We start from the raw sequence: 14,356 nt of genomic DNA, 5'->3' as shown, positions 1-14,356 counted from the left end.
CACGATGGCTCCGTATTCTGAAGACGGTGGGATGGGCGCGGATGACGCTTTAAAAGATCTCGGGTTCGGGCACGGGCGCGCCGAAAGCGGTTTCCAGGAAATCGAAATCGCAGCCGTCGTTGGCTTGCAGGATGTGCTTCGAGTACATCCAGCCGTAGCCGCGCTCGTAGCGCCGGGGCGGCGGCGTCCAGGCGGCGCGGCGCGCGGCCAGTTCTTCGTCGCTGACGTTCAGGTGGATGCTGCGCGCGGGCACGTCGACGGTGATCAGGTCGCCCGTCTTCACCAGGGCCAGCGGGCCCCCGATATAGCTTTCCGGCGCCACGTGCAGGATGCAGGCGCCGTAGCTGGTGCCGCTCATGCGGGCGTCGGACAGGCGCAGCATGTCGCGCACGCCCTGCTTCACCAGCTTGGTCGGAATGGGCAGCATGCCCCACTCCGGCATGCCGGGACCGCCCTGGGGGCCGGCATTGCGCAGGATCATGATGTGGTCGGCCGTGACGTCCAGGTTCTCGTCGTCCACCGCGGCCTTCATGCTGGGGTAGTCGTCGAACACCAGGGCCGGCCCGGTGTGGCGCAGGTACTGCGGCGCGCAGGCGCTGGGCTTGATGACGCAGCCGTCCGGCGCGATATTGCCGCGCAGCACGGCCAGCGCGCCTTCGTCGTAGATGGCCTGGTCCAGCGGGCGGATCACGTCGTCGTTGTAGACCTCGGCGCCGGCGATGTTCTCGCCCAGGGTCTTGCCGGTGACTGTCATGGCGGACGGATCCAGATGATCCTGCAGCCGCGACATCAGCGCCGGCAGCCCGCCCGCGTAGAAGAAGTCTTCCATCAGATAGGTGTCACCGCTGGGCCGGATGTTGGCGATCACCGGGACCTTGCGGCTGGCGGCGTCGAAGTCGTCCAGGCCCACGGCGCAACCGGCGCGGCGCGACATGGCCACCAGGTGCACGATGGCATTGGTGGAGCAGCCCATGGCCATCGCCACGTTGATGGCGTTCTTGAAGGAGGCCAGGCTCAGGATGCGCTGCGGCGTCAGGTCCTCCCAGACCATCTCCACCACGCGCCGGCCGCATTCGGCCGACATGCGCATATGGTTGACGTCCGCCGCCGGGATCGAGGAGGCGCCCGGAAGCGTCATGCCTATGGCTTCGGCGATGGCGGTCATGGTGCTGGCCGTGCCCATGGTCATGCAGGTGCCGTAGCTGCGGGCAATGCCGCCCTCGACCTCGGTCCATTGCTCCTGCGTGATCTTGCCGGCGCGGCGCTCGTCCCAGAGCTTCCAGGCATCCGACCCGGACCCGAGGATCTTGCCCTTCCAGTTGCCGCGCAGCATGGGGCCGGCGGGCACGTAGACGCAAGGCAGCCCGGCGCTGACCGCGCCCATGATGAGACCCGGCGTGGTCTTGTCGCAGCCGCCCATGAGCACCGCGCCGTCGACCGGATGGCTGCGCAGCAGCTCTTCGGTCTCCATGGCCAGGAAGTTGCGGTACAGCATGGTGGTCGGCTTGACGAAGGATTCCGATACCGAAATCGCGGGCAGCTCCACCGGAAACCCGCCCGCCTGGAACACGCCGCGCTTGACGTCCTCGACGCGCTGCTTGAAGTGGCTGTGGCAGGGATTAAGGTCCGACCAGGTGTTGATGATGGCGATGACCGGGCGGCCCGCCCAGTCGTCGGGGCCATAGCCCATCTGCATCATGCGGGAGCGGTGGCCGAAGGAACGCAGGTCGTCCCGGGCCATCCAGGCGGCGCTGCGCAGGCTTTCGTAGGAGCGTTTCATAGGGGTGAGGCGGTCTTTCGCAATGTTGACCGGGCCATTTAAACACTAATACATTAGTGCGTCAGCTAGGTAAAAACCCGCTAAACTCCGTTACTCTTCAGGCCCAACTCCGCACGCGACCCGATGCAAAGCACCAAGCTCAGACTGGACCGTTCGCGCCACGCCGCGCCCCAGGTCTTCGAACATCTACGCGAACAGATCGTGTCCCTGGAACTGGCTCCGGGCACGCCCCTGTCGCGCATCACGCTGGCGGAAACCTACGGCCTGAGCCAGACCCCGATCCGCGACGCGCTGATGCGGCTGGCCGAGGAAGCGCTGGTCGAGATCTATCCGCAGCACACCACGGTGGTCAGCCGCATCGATGTGGACGCCGCCCGCGAGGCGCATTTCCTGCGCCGCTCGCTGGAGCTCGAGATCGTGCAGATGCTGGCGCAGCGCCCGGATCCGCAGCTCTTCCAGCGCCTGCAGGCCAGCATCGACCTGCAGCGCGCCAGCCACGCCAGCAGCCAGTACCAGCGCTTCATCGACGCCGACCAGGCCTTCCACCGCGACATGCACGAAGCCGCCGGCGTGACCCGGCTGTGGGAACTGGCGCAACGCTACAGCGGCCACCTGGACCGCTTGCGCCGCCTGCACCTGCCCGAGGCCGGCAAGGCCGAGCGCATCCTGGACGACCACCAGCGCCTGCTGGACGCCATCGTCGCGCAGAACCCGCAGCGCGCCCAGCAGGTGCTGCGGGAACACCTTTCGGGCACCCTCAGCCAAGTAGCCGAGATCTGCAGGCGCTATCCGGAATATGTGTTGACGGCTTAGGCCCCGCCGCCCCTCGGACGTATTCGCTCCGCGCGCACGCGCCCTGCCCGGTATGATCAGGTACACGCCATGGCCACAAGCCTGGCGCCGGCGCGCCGCGCCACCACCGGAAAACACCAATGACCGCAAGGCACGCATTCCTGATCGCCCTGGCCGTGACCGCCTGGGTCCACCCCGCGCAGGCCGCGCCGCCCGGCGACATGCCGTCCGCCGCAGCAGCCTGGCTGCCGTTGGACCCCCAAGCCATGCCTGGCGTGTTCTACGACAGCGCGTCGATCAAGGTGGTATCGGAGCGCCCGGCCGTGATGGCCGTGAACGTAGCCTGGTTCTACGCCCAGCCCAAGATTTCCGCCGCCAACGGGCAACCCTACCGCTCCGTGATCCAGCCGGTCACCATGAACTGCACCGCCGGCACCTATACCGTCAGCCAGGTCGTGCACCATGCGGGCGAGAACGCCACCGGCCCCATCGTCGAGTCCCTGCCTCCGCCCGGCATCCGCAATGCGCCAATCGCGCAAGACCCCGTGCAGCGCAAGCTGCGCGAGATTGTCTGCCCGGTCAATGGCAAAGGCATACGGCGATAAGACCCGGCCGTCGCGGCCTCGCCGCGCCGCTATCCACCCGCTTCGGCCGCCAGCCGCGCCTGGCGCTTGGCCAGCTCCGTCTTCAATTGCACCAGGCTGGGCGTGACGATGGGCAGGAATGCCGCTTCCCGCCAGCGCCGCGCAAAGCCTGCGCCAGCCGGCCGCAGATAGGCCGCGCCGCCGCTGGCCTGCAGTTCCAGCTGCACCGCCTGCTGGGCCGCTTCGGCCAAGGCGATGCGGAGCTCGAACAGCCGCCAGGGCTGCGAGACGAAGCTCCCGCTGCGCACCCCATCGATCAAACCCGCCGTCAGCGCGTGCAACTGCGTCTCCAGCGCTTGCAGCGGCTGGCCCAGGATGCCGCGCGAGTCCTGGCCCTGCCCTGCCTGTTGCGCGGCGCGCAAAGCGCCCCGCGCCAGGCCAATGGACAGGCCGCATTGCATGCCCGCAAAGGCCGGCCGGGCCTGGGGCAGATACTCGCGCGCATCAGGATGGATGATCCATTCGGGACCCATGCGCACGCCGCGCAGGTCCAGCGCCGCGGTGTGGGTCGATAGCAGCGCCAACAAAGGCAGGTCCGGGCTGCGGGCAAGTCCCGCGATGCCATGCGGCAGCGCGACCACCGCCGGCGTTCCATCCGGCGCGGCAACAGCGGCGGCCACCAGGAAGCCCTGGGGCCGCAGATTGGTGACCCAGGGCATCCGACCGTCCAGCACCCACGCGCCGTCCGCCTCGCGCGCGGCGATCTGCAGCGACTCGATGCCGCTCAGGAACTTCATGGCGTTCGACAGCGCGGTCGCACCGGCCTGCTCACCCTTCAGCAGCGGCGCCAGCCAGGCTTCCGCAAGAGCCTTGTTGGGGCTGCGCAGCAGATACTCGATGAAGACTCGCTGGCTCCAGGCCACGAAGGCCCCGGCAACGGAAAGCTCCGCCAATTGCGCGATCATTTCGATCGCGTCGCCGATATCCGTGTCTGGCAAGCCGCCCTGCCCCACGGGCACGCCATGGCGCAACACGTCGGCGGCAGCCAGTTGCGGCAACACTACCGCCGCATCCATGCTGCCGTCGTCCAGCGCATCGGCATGCTGTCGCAGCCAGGCTTGCAGATCCGCGGGCAGCGCGGCGTGGACGGTCGGACGGGCCATGGAGGTCTCCTGCGGGTCGGCATCGGACGCGCGGGCACTGGCGGCCCGGCGCAATCCCGCATGATGCCCGCAAACTGCGATGCCCGGGCGACCGTATCAGCCGCCCATCCTGGCCGTGCCGGCTCAGGCCAGGCCCAGCAGCAGATCCGCCAGCAAGGCCGGATGCGTGATGTGGGCTTCGTGCGGCGCGGCGATGTCGACCCAGTTCCAGCCCGCTTGGGACTGCACCAGCTTGCGCGATTCATCCAGCACGGCCAGCTCGGGCTGGGTGCAATGGATGTAGGTGCGGGCCACGCCATTGCCGATGGGGTGCTTCAGGTTCAGCGGCGTGGTGTAGCTGGCCAGCGGATGGGCGGTCAGGCGGCGCTTGACCCAATCATGGTCCGCGCTGCCCGGCGTGAATCCCCAGGCCGCCGGCAGCGGATCGGGAATCGGCACGGCCAGTCCATCGGTGGCCTTCGAGGCTGCGGCGATGCGCGCGTCGGCATCCGCCTTCGGATACACCGAGAATGCATTCTGGCCGCTTTGCAGCACGATGGCGTCGAAGTACACCAGATGCGCCAGCCGCTGCGGAATCCGGTCGGCCACACCCGTGATCGGGATGCCGCCGAAGCTATGGCCCACCAGGATCACGTCCTTCAGTTCCTGGGTATCGATGACCTGGACCAGGTCCTCGACAAAGGTGTCGATGGTGATGTTCTTGCTCAGCAGATGGGCGCGGTCGCCCATGCCGGTGTAGCTGGGCGCGTACACGCGGTGGCCGGCCGCCAGCAGGCGGTCCGCCACCGGACGCCAGCACCAGCCGCCATGCCAGGAGCCGTGGGCCAGGACGTAGTTGCGGGCCTTTGCGGCCGGGGCAGCCGGGGCTGCCGCCCCGGCCGCTCCCGCGGCTGCCAGCGCGGGCAAGCCCGCGGCCAGCTTCAACAAGGTTCTGCGGGGAAGCATCGTCATGGCTTACACCTGCGCCAGCGCCTGATCCAGATCCGCCAGCAGGTCGTCGATATGCTCGATGCCGATCGACAGGCGCACGGTTTCCTCGCGCACGCCGGCTTTCTGCAGCTCTTCGGGATTGAGCTGGCGGTGCGTGGTGGATGCGGGGTGCGTGGCCAGCGACTTGGAGTCGCCGATATTGACCAGGCGGGTGAACAGCTGCAGTGCGTCCTGGAAGCGCGCGCCGGCCTCGCGGCCGCCCCTCACGCCGAAGGTGAAGAGCCCGGGCGCCTTGCCGCCCAGGTACTTCTGCGCCAGCGCGTGGTCGGGATGGTCCGGCAGGCCGGCGTAGTTGACCCACTCGACCTTCGGATGTTCGCGCAGGTACTTGGCGATCTTGACGGTGTTCTCGACGATGCGGTCCACGCGCAGCGCCAGGGTCTCGATGCCTTGCAGGATCTGGAACGAGTTGAAGGGCGAGATCGCCGCGCCGGTATTGCGCAGCGGCACCACGCGGGCGCGGCCGATGTAGGCGGCCGGACCGAAGGCTTCGGTGTAGACCACGCCGTGGTAGCTGACGTCCGGCGTATTCAGGCGCTTGAAGCGCTCTTTGTGCTCGGCCCACGGGAACTTGCCCGAGTCGATGATCGCGCCGCCCAGGCTGGTGCCGTGGCCGCCCAGGTACTTGGTCAGCGACTGCACCACGATGTCGGCCCCGTGCTCGATGGGACGCAGCAGGTACGGCGACGGCACGGTGTTGTCGACGATCAGCGGCAGGCCGTGGCGGTGCGCCAGGTCGGCCAAGGCGGCGATGTCGGTGATGTTGCCCAGCGGATTGCCCACGGATTCCGCGAAGATGGCCTTGGTGCGGTCGTCGATCTGGGCCTCGAAGGCGGCCAGGTCGGAAGGATTCGCGAAACGCGTGGTGATGCCGTATTGCGGCAACGTGTGCGCGAACAAGTTGTAGGTGCCGCCGTACAGCGTGCTGGACGACACGATGTTGTCGCCCGCCTCGGCAATGGTCAGGATGGCGTAGGTCACCGCGGCCTGGCCCGAGGCCAGCGCCAGCGCGGCGATGCCGCCCTCCAGGGCCGCCACGCGCTGCTCCAGCACGTCGGTGGTCGGGTTCATGATGCGGGTGTAGATATTGCCCGGCACCTTGAGGTCGAACAGGTCGGCGCCGTGCTGCGTGTCGTCGAACGCGTAGGCCACGGTCTGGTAGATGGGCACGGCCACGGCGCGCGTGGTCGGATCGGGGCGGTAGCCGCCATGCACGGCCACGGTTTCAAGCCGCCACTGGGGCTTCTTCGCTTCGGTCATCAGTATCTCCTGAAGTGTTGCTTATCAATGATTCTTCTCAGACGGGAAGCGTCCGCGCTGCGCGCAGTATGCGTTCCACGTCCGCATGATTGTTATAGGCGCCGACGGACAAGCGCACGTAACCATACTCCACTATGCTGGCCACGATCCCGGATTGTGTCAGATGCGCCAGCGCGGCCGCGGGATCCGGCACGCGCAGCGCCGTCGTCGTGCTGCGGAATTCCGGACCGGCCGGTGACACGACCTGCAGGCCCACTCCGCGCAAGCCCGTGCTCAGCGCTTCGGAAAGCTCCAGCACCCAGGGCTCGATACGTTCGGGCCGCGCGCCTTCGATCAGGTCCAGCGCGCCGGCCCAGCCCGCGATGCCCGGATAATTCAGGTTGCCCGATTCGAGCCTGCGGGCGTCAGTAGCGTCGGCGATGCCCACCTGCCATTGCAGTCCGGATTTATCCAGCGTGTTGACGCCGGAAGGTCCGATATACAGCGGATCCAGGGCTTCGAGCAGCCGGGGCGATACATGCAGCAGGCCCACGCCCAGCGGTCCAAGCATGCCCTTATGCGCGCCGCAAGCAAAGGCATCCACGCCCCATTCATCCACGTTGACGCGCAACAGCCCCGCGCCCTGAATCCCGTCGACGACCAGAAAGATGCCGCGTTCGGCGCAGCGCCGGCCCAGTTCGGCGATATCGGTGCGCAGGCCGGTGCCGTACTGCACCCAGGACACTGCAATCAGCCGCGTGCGCGCATCCACATGCTGCCAAAGGTCATCCACCGTGTAGCGATGCGAATTCGCCTGCGCCACGCGCACCTGGACGCCACGGCGCCGCAGGTTCAACCAGGGCAAGGCATTGGTGGGATGCTCCTGGTCGTCCACCACCAGGTTGTCGCCTTCCTGCCAGGCCAGCCCCTGCGCAACGATGTTCAACCCTTCGGTGGTGTTCTTGGTGAAAGCCAGGCGCTTGGCGTCGCCGCCGATCAGGCGGGCCAGCCGCAAGCGCAACGCATCTGCGTCCCGCAGCCACTGGGACTTGTCGCTGCGTGCGTGGGTTATGCCTTGGAAAAATGCGCCGACCGCCTCGGCCACCTTGGGCGCCAGCGGGCTGGTGTAGGCAATGTTGGCGTAAGCCTGGTCTTGCGTGATCGGAAACAACTGCCTGAATTCGTCCTGCCAGCTCATGCGCCACCGCTCCGTCATTTCAACTTGGTATGCAGCGATTCTAGGTATATGACGCGGATTTGAGTAAGGCTTAGTTTTTATATCCATATGACCATATAGTCGCTCGCCGAACGTCATAGCACCCATAGAATTCCTGCCTTTCCGGACTGCATCAAACAAAGGAATGGCATGCGTTTGACTCAACAACTGAAGATCGCGGGCGTGGCGGCGATGCTGGCGCTGGCCGGCGCGGCTCATGCGGGCACGGTCGAGACCATCAAGAAACGCGGCGAACTGGTCTGCGGCGTGAGCCAGGGATCTGCCGGCTTGTCCATCGCCGACAAGCAAGGCCGTTGGACCGGCCTGGATGCGGACCTCTGCCGCGCGCTGGCCGCCGCCGTGCTCGGCGATCCGGAGAAGACGCGCTTCGTGCCGTTGAGTTCGCAGCAACGTTTTCCTGCGCTCCAGTCGGGCGAGATCGATGTGCTGAACCGCAACACCACGATTACCTCCAGCCGCGACGCCGGCTTGGGCATCGCGTCCGCCGGCATCGTGTTCTATGACGGCCAGGGCTTTCTGGTGCCGCGCAAGCTGGGTGTCAAGAGCGCGACAGAGCTCGAAGGCGCGCAGGTCTGCGTGCAGCCCGGTACGGTCAACGAGCAGAACCTGGTCGACTACTTCAAGAAGCACAAGCTGAGCTATCGTCCGGTCGTCATCGAGAATCTGGTCGAGCTCGAACAGGCCTTTTACGCAGGACGCTGCGACGTCTACCTGTCGGATGCGTCCACCCTGGCCGCCAGCCGCGCGGCGCGAGCCGGCCAGCCGGACGACTTCGTCATCCTGCCTGAACGCATCAACAAATCGCCGCTAGGTCCCTTCGTGCGGCAAGACGACGCCAACTGGGCTGCCATCGTCCGGTGGACCATCAACGCGCTGGTGGCGGCCGAGGAACTCGGCATCACCGCGCAGAACGCCGACAACCAGGCGCAAAGCAGCGATGCCCAGGTACGCCGGCTGCTGGGCGTGGACCCCGGCATAGGCAAGAGCTTCGGGCTGGACGAAGGCTGGGCCCGCAACGCCATCAAGGCCGTGGGCAACTATGGCGAAGTCTGGAACCGCAATCTGGGCGCCGCGACGCCGCTGAAGCTGGAGCGGGGGCTGAACGCGCAATGGAACCAGGGCGGGCTGCTGTACTCGCCGCCGTTCCAGTGATCCTGGCCCCGACTCTTTCTCGACCATGGCAGCGACCGCTCTCCGTTTTCCCTCCACCGGCCCGTGGCGACGCTGGCTGCCAGCGTTGGCGTGGACGCTCGCGCTGGGCGGCATGGCCGCGGTCCTGCTCTGGCACATCGAATCGGTGCAGACTGCACGCGGCATCCAAGGCGGCTTCGGATTCCTGTTCCAGCCCGCAGGCTTCCGCATTTCCGAAAGCCTGCTCGATATCACGCCGGAGGATCCCTACTGGATGTCGATAGCGGCCGGCCTGGTCAACACCTTGACCGTCGCCGCCGTGGCAATCCCGCTGGCGACGGCGCTGGGCCTGGGACTGGGCTTGTTGCGCATGTCGCGCAACCCGTTGGCCGCGCGTTGCGCCGCCGCCATCATCGCGCCCTTGCGCAATACGCCGGTCCTGCTGCAACTCTTCGTCTGGTACGGGCTGCTGCTGCGCCTGCCCGATCTGCGCCAGGCGTGGTCGCCGTTGCCGCACATGCTGCTGTCCAATCGCGGATTGGCTCTGCCAGCCGTGCACGGTTGGCTGCCCTACGCGGCCGTAACGGTGACCGCGCTGGCGCTGGGCGGCCTGGTCCGACGCCGCTGGGGCAATCCTGCGCTGTATGCCGCGCTGGCCGGCGCGCTGCTCGCGTGGGTCCTGTTGCCGCCCATGCGCATCGATATGCCGGTCAGGCGCGGCCTGGGACTGCAGGGCGGCTGGCAGCCCAGCATGGAATTCGCGGCGCTGACGATAGGCTTGGTGGTGTTCCATGCGGCCTACATCGCCGACATCGCACGCGCGGCCGTGCGCGCCGTGCCGGTTGGACTTGTGGAGGCCGGGCAGGCGCTAGGCTTGAAGCCCCGCAGCGTGCTGCGGCTGGTGATAGCACCCTATGCCGCCCGCGTGGCGCTGCCGCCGTATGCCAACCAGTGCCTGGCGCTGGTGAAGAACAGCACCCTGGCCATTGCCATCGGCTATCAGGAATTGATGGCGGTGATCAACACCGCCATCACGCAGACCGGCCTGGCGCTTGAAGGCATCGCGCTGGCCGTCACGGTCTATCTGGGCCTGGCGCTGGCGCTGGGCGGCGGATTGTCGGCATGGAACGCGCGCAATACCCGCCACGGCCCCGGCGACACGCATGGCGCGCGCCTGGGCGAGCGGCCTTCGTGGAACGCTGCGGGCGAACGCCGCAGTTGGCGTGGCGGGCTGTTATCGACCGCGTTGGCCGCTGTCCTGGGCTTGATCCTATGGCGGCTGCTGGAATGGGCCTTGCTCGACGCGGTGTGGCGCGGCGATCCCGCAGCATGCGCGAACGCGGCGGGCGCATGCTGGGCCGCCGTGGGCGAGAACCTGCCAGTGCTGTTCTTCGGCACCATGGCCCAGGCCGACCGGGCGCCCGCGCTTGCGGCCTGCGCAGCCCTGCTCGCCGGAGTTGCGCTGGCGTTGACTGCTCCGCGTGTCCGTCTCGCGACGCGTTCGGCCCTGCTCGCCGTCCTGCTGGGCGCGGCCATCAGCGCGCTGTCCGGCTGGCCCTGGGGCGGCGCCGCCATCGGTCCGCAACGCTGGGGCGGGTTCCTCGTCACATTGGTTCTGGCCATCTCCGCCCTGCTGGCGGCCGTGCCGCTGGCTTTCGCGCTTGCGTTATTGCGCCGTAGCCACAACCGCGCCGCCTCGCTGGCTGCCGCCGGCCTGATCGAGGCCGTCCGCGGCGTGCCGCTGGTGACACAGCTGTTGTTCGCGTCCTTCGTGCTGCCCATGCTGCTGGGCGGCGGCGTGTCCAAGTTCGCCATGGCGCTGGCCGCCCTGACGCTGCACACCGCCTGCCTGCTGGCCGAGGTGCTGCGCGGCGCGCTGCAAGCCATACCGCCCGGCCAGATGATGGCGGCGCGCGCCCTGGGCATGCCTGCGGCCATGGCCTACGGTTCGGTGATCTGGCCGCAGGCCCGCCGCATTGCCGCGCCTGCAGCCCTGGGCGTATTCGTGGGCGCGATCAAGGACACTTCGCTGGTCAGCATCATCGGCGTGTTCGACGTGCTGGGCGCAGCAAAGGCGGTGGTGGCCGGCACCGATTGGCGGCCCTACCACGTCGAAGTCTACCTGGCCGTGGCCGCCTTGTACTTCGCCGCCAGCCTGGCCCTATCGCGCGTGGCCCGCGCCATGGAAGGCAAGCCCGGCCGCAGTTGAGGCCGGCATGACGCCGTTGGCGCGGTGGACCCGCTTCAGAAGCGCTCGTCCATCAGCGCCGGCATGACGATTTCCCGCACGAACGACGCATCGGACAGATTCAGCAGCGCGCGTGTCATCGTCACCACGTCGTGCACGGGTATCAGGCCGCCCTCTCCCCGCAGGCTGGCCGCGTCGCGCGGCACGCCCAAGCCGTCTTCCGTGTTCAAGTAGCCCAATTGCAGGCAGGTCACCGCCAGCCTTCGCGCTCTGAAGCTTTCGCGCAGGGCGTCCGCGATACCCCGCAGCGCGTGCTTGGACGCGCCGAACGTCACCTCGGGACGGCCGCTGCCGGCCAACGCGGAGGTCGAACCAGTGAGAATGACTTGCGGTTTGCGCGCACCGAGGACGCGCGGGATCAAGCGCTGGAGCAACAGGATGGTCGCGGTGACGTTGATGTCCACCATGCGCGCGATCTCCGCGGGCGAGTCCGCCAGGAAGTCGTAGTGTTCGCTGAATGCGTGCTCTTCCCACACGCCCAGGTTGTAGAGGATGGCATCGAGACCGTCCGGGGCCTGCGCCGCGATCTGCTCGACGGCGGCCACTGGCTGCGACAGATCGGCCTCGATCCAGCGCAGTTCGCAGCCGGGCGCAACGGCGATATCCTGCGGCGCGCGGCGCGCCACGCCCACGATCAGCGTGGCATCCTGGCCCAGTCCTTCCACGAACGCCCTGCCCAGCCCCTTGCTGGCGCCCACCACCATGATCCGCATTGCTGTCTCCATCCGATCACGCCCGGGAAAGCGCCAAGCTCCCCCGCGGCAACGACGCCCGGTATAGCACGATCCCTTGCGGATTCAAGCAATGCCCGCAAGCGACGGCGGGCATTGCGCCGTCAACGCGCCGCGCCCTGCAGCCACGCCGGCCGTGGCGCCGCGTCCAGCCAGTTCTTGACGATCAGCCCCAGCTCCGTATCGCCGGAGATCCGCAGCCGGCGTTGGAAGAACAAGGTATCGGCGTCCGTTTCCGAACGCATCAGGGCCAGCAGATCGGCCAGCTTCGCGCCCAGTTCCAGTTCGGCGGCAGCGCCGTTCCATACCGGGCGAAAAGCGCCTTGTCGCACGGCGAAACTGCTGCGCAGGCCCAGGTCCTCGACCGTGATGCCGAAGCTGCGGCCCTCCAGTTCGGCCGGCGGTGTGAGCCATTTCAGCCGCCGCGCCAGTTCCAGTCCGGCGGTGAAGTGCAGCGAGACAAACGGCGCAGGCAGACGCCGCCCCAGCCTGGCGAGCACGCCCGGTACTTGAATCGCCGCGCTCATGCCACGGCCTCCAGCAGGTCGATGCCCGGCTTGCCATGGAAGTAGCCGTTGCAGCGGGCCATGCCGGCAGGCGGCCGCGCCTCCATCGGCGCCAGGCCGCGCCGCATCGCATCCAGCGCGGCGATCGCTTCCAGCGTGCCGGCCGATTGAGGACTCACCCGCAGCACCTCCACGCCCAGGGCGGCCAGCGCCGGCGCCTGCGACAGCAGGTCCAGGCAGGCTCCGGACTGCACCTGGATGCCGTTGATCGCCAGGAAATCGCTCGACTCCCGTGTACGCATGTCCAGTCCGTCCGGATGTTCGATGCAGCGAAAGCCGCAGTCGTCCTTCTTCAAACGGAAATGACGCGCCGTGAAACAGCGTGCGGAGAACGCCAGCGCCATGCGGCCCCAGACCATGACTTCCGTCTCCAGACCGGCGGGCTTTTCCGCCATCAGAAGAGCCAGCGTCTTGCTGTCCATTTCCAGCGGTGCGACAAAACGCGCGGCGCCGCGTGCGGCCAGCCATTCCAGGGTGCCGCCGTGATAGGCGTTGACATGAGGCCCCGCCACGAAGGCGCGGCCGTTCAGGTGACGCACCGCGCCCAGCTCGCCGGCTTCGACCATGAAGTCGTCCTGCCCGCAGAGCTTCTTCAGCGCGCTGGCCTCGGCCCCGGTCTCGATCAGCGTGCGGCCCGACAGCACCACCGCCTTGCCCGCGGCGCGCAGGTCGCGCGCCAGCTCCATCCAGTCCTCTGCGCGCAGCTCGTGCCTGCGGCTACAGACGGTTTCGCCCACGTAAATGATGTCGGCGGGGCTGTCGGCCAGCGACGCGTAGAAATCCAGCGTGTGCTGGCGCGGCCAGTAATACTGCAACGGTGCGACCGATATCCGGTACGCGCTAGGTTTCATTTCCATGGACGTTCGAATGCGCCTTGCGTGACTTGGGAACCTTCGGAATGGCGCGCCAGCATGGCGTTCCATTCGGGACGGGGCGAAAAGCGGGAAGCGTCCGCATGCGCGCTGTCCAGCGCGGCGCGCAAGGTCGACACCACCTGGGTGACATAGGCCGGGCTGCGCTGCCGCCCTTCTATCTTGATGGCGGACACGCCCATTTCCGCCAGGCGCGGCAACAGGCCGATGGCGTTCAGGCTGGTGGGTTCCTCCAGCGCGTGGTCGGCCTGGCCGTCGACGTCGAAGCGGCCCTTGCACAAGGTGGGATAGGCAGCGGGTTCGCCCGGCTCGTAACGGTCGATCAGGATGCCGTTCAGGCGCGCGTCCATGCGGCCGTTCTCTTCCGACCAGCGCACCGCATGCGCGGGCGAACAGACGCCCTTGTTGTTGGGAGAATCGCCGGTGGCGTAGGACGACAACAGGCAGCGGCCTTCGGCCATGACGCACAGGCTGCCAAAGCCGAACACCTCGACCTCGACGCTGACGTTGGTGCAGATGCGCGCGATCTCCGCCAGCGTCAGCACGCGCGGCAGCACCACGCGGCGGATGCCGAACTGTTCCTTCATCAGTTCGATGGCGTCCGTATGGGTGGCGGAACCCTGCACCGACAGGTGCAGGCGCAAGTCCGGATAGCGGTCACTGGCATAGGCCAGCAGCCCCGCATCGGCCATGATGACCGCATCGGCGCCCAGCCCGTAGGCGGCGTCGACGGCGGCGCGCCATTCGGGCGCCCGTCCTGCCTGCACGAAGGTATTGATGGCGAACAGCACCTGTCGTCCGCAGCTGTGGGCCAGTTCCACGCCCGCACGGATATCGCTTTCGGTGAAATTGAGCCCGGCGAAGTTGCGCGCATTGGTGGCGTTCTTGAGCCCGAGGTAGACGGTGTCGGCGCCGGCATCGATGGCGGCCTTCAGCGCGGCCAGACTGCCGGCGGGGGCCACGAGCTCCAGGGGAGAGGTTCGAGTTTCCATGCCGGCCAGTCTATGGGGCCGTCACGCCCCT

The 14,356-nt window shown here is 67.6% G+C and carries 13 protein-coding genes; 4 read left to right on the top strand and 9 right to left on the bottom strand.

From position 1 onward, the window contains the following. Positions 1–49 precede the first annotated feature (49 nt). Positions 50–1,780: an L-arabinonate dehydratase gene (gene araD / locus AC1RHV_RS02285; protein ID WP_175160679.1), complete on the bottom strand. Its 1,731-nt coding sequence runs from the start codon at positions 1,778–1,780 to the stop codon at positions 50–52. Between the two features lie 123 nt (positions 1,781–1,903). Here araD and AC1RHV_RS02280 point away from each other — a divergent pair, with 123 nt between their 5' ends. Then, on the top strand, positions 1,904–2,593 hold the full coding sequence (locus AC1RHV_RS02280) for a GntR family transcriptional regulator (RefSeq protein WP_054454703.1): 690 nt from the start codon (positions 1,904–1,906) through the stop codon (positions 2,591–2,593). A gap of 119 nt (positions 2,594–2,712) precedes the next feature. Then, on the top strand, positions 2,713–3,177 hold the full coding sequence (locus AC1RHV_RS02275; RefSeq protein ID WP_054454705.1) for a surface-adhesin E family protein: 465 nt from the start codon (positions 2,713–2,715) through the stop codon (positions 3,175–3,177). 29 nt (positions 3,178–3,206) lie between these two features. Here AC1RHV_RS02275 and AC1RHV_RS02270 read toward each other — a convergent pair whose 3' ends face one another. From AC1RHV_RS02270 to AC1RHV_RS02255, 4 genes are all read right to left on the bottom strand, one after another. After that, positions 3,207–4,319: an acyl-CoA dehydrogenase family protein gene (locus AC1RHV_RS02270; protein ID WP_492299656.1), complete on the bottom strand. Its 1,113-nt coding sequence runs from the start codon at positions 4,317–4,319 to the stop codon at positions 3,207–3,209. A gap of 123 nt (positions 4,320–4,442) precedes the next feature. After that, on the bottom strand, positions 4,443–5,270 hold the full coding sequence (locus AC1RHV_RS02265; protein ID WP_254593285.1) for an alpha/beta fold hydrolase: 828 nt from the start codon (positions 5,268–5,270) through the stop codon (positions 4,443–4,445). A gap of 3 nt (positions 5,271–5,273) precedes the next feature. Continuing rightward, positions 5,274–6,569 (bottom strand): O-acetylhomoserine aminocarboxypropyltransferase/cysteine synthase family protein, encoded by a 1,296-nt coding sequence (locus AC1RHV_RS02260; RefSeq protein WP_192491811.1) that lies wholly within the window; start codon positions 6,567–6,569, stop codon positions 5,274–5,276. 37 nt (positions 6,570–6,606) lie between these two features. Next, positions 6,607–7,746: an aminotransferase class V-fold PLP-dependent enzyme gene (locus AC1RHV_RS02255; RefSeq protein ID WP_492299655.1), complete on the bottom strand. Its 1,140-nt coding sequence runs from the start codon at positions 7,744–7,746 to the stop codon at positions 6,607–6,609. Positions 7,747–7,914: 168 nt separating this feature from the next. On the opposite strand from AC1RHV_RS02255, the gene AC1RHV_RS02250 reads away from it, so the two are divergent. Both AC1RHV_RS02250 and AC1RHV_RS02245 read left to right on the top strand, forming a co-directional pair. Next, a complete protein-coding gene (locus tag AC1RHV_RS02250) occupies positions 7,915–8,937 on the top strand; it encodes an amino acid ABC transporter substrate-binding protein (protein WP_119451162.1) in 1,023 nt (340 codons plus the stop codon). 25 nt (positions 8,938–8,962) lie between these two features. Next, a complete protein-coding gene (locus AC1RHV_RS02245; protein WP_492299654.1) occupies positions 8,963–11,125 on the top strand; it encodes an ABC transporter permease subunit in 2,163 nt (720 codons plus the stop codon). Positions 11,126–11,160: 35 nt separating this feature from the next. Here the strand turns inward: AC1RHV_RS02245 and AC1RHV_RS02240 are convergent, their stop codons facing one another. The 4 genes from AC1RHV_RS02240 to ubiU all read right to left on the bottom strand — a co-directional run bounded on the left by AC1RHV_RS02240 (position 11,161) and on the right by ubiU (position 14,325). Further along, positions 11,161–11,877, bottom strand: coding sequence for an SDR family oxidoreductase (locus tag AC1RHV_RS02240; protein WP_175160673.1), 717 nt, complete (start codon positions 11,875–11,877; stop codon positions 11,161–11,163). Between the two features lie 122 nt (positions 11,878–11,999). Further along, on the bottom strand, positions 12,000–12,422 hold the full coding sequence (gene ubiT, locus AC1RHV_RS02235) for a ubiquinone anaerobic biosynthesis accessory factor UbiT (RefSeq protein ID WP_054454721.1): 423 nt from the start codon (positions 12,420–12,422) through the stop codon (positions 12,000–12,002). Beyond that, complete coding sequence (locus AC1RHV_RS02230) at positions 12,419–13,312, bottom strand: U32 family peptidase (RefSeq protein ID WP_175181062.1); 894 nt, start codon at positions 13,310–13,312, stop codon at positions 12,419–12,421. The genes ubiT and AC1RHV_RS02230 overlap by 4 nt, the downstream gene beginning before the upstream one ends. Next, complete coding sequence (ubiU, locus tag AC1RHV_RS02225) at positions 13,309–14,325, bottom strand: ubiquinone anaerobic biosynthesis protein UbiU (RefSeq protein ID WP_492299653.1); 1,017 nt, start codon at positions 14,323–14,325, stop codon at positions 13,309–13,311. The genes AC1RHV_RS02230 and ubiU overlap by 4 nt, the downstream gene beginning before the upstream one ends. Positions 14,326–14,356: the final 31 nt, after the last annotated feature.

Source organism: Achromobacter sp. GW823-FHT04E03, from assembly GCF_058796095.1.
Note: the sequence above shows the minus strand (reverse complement) of the source record. Positions and strands in the feature narration are given on the sequence as shown.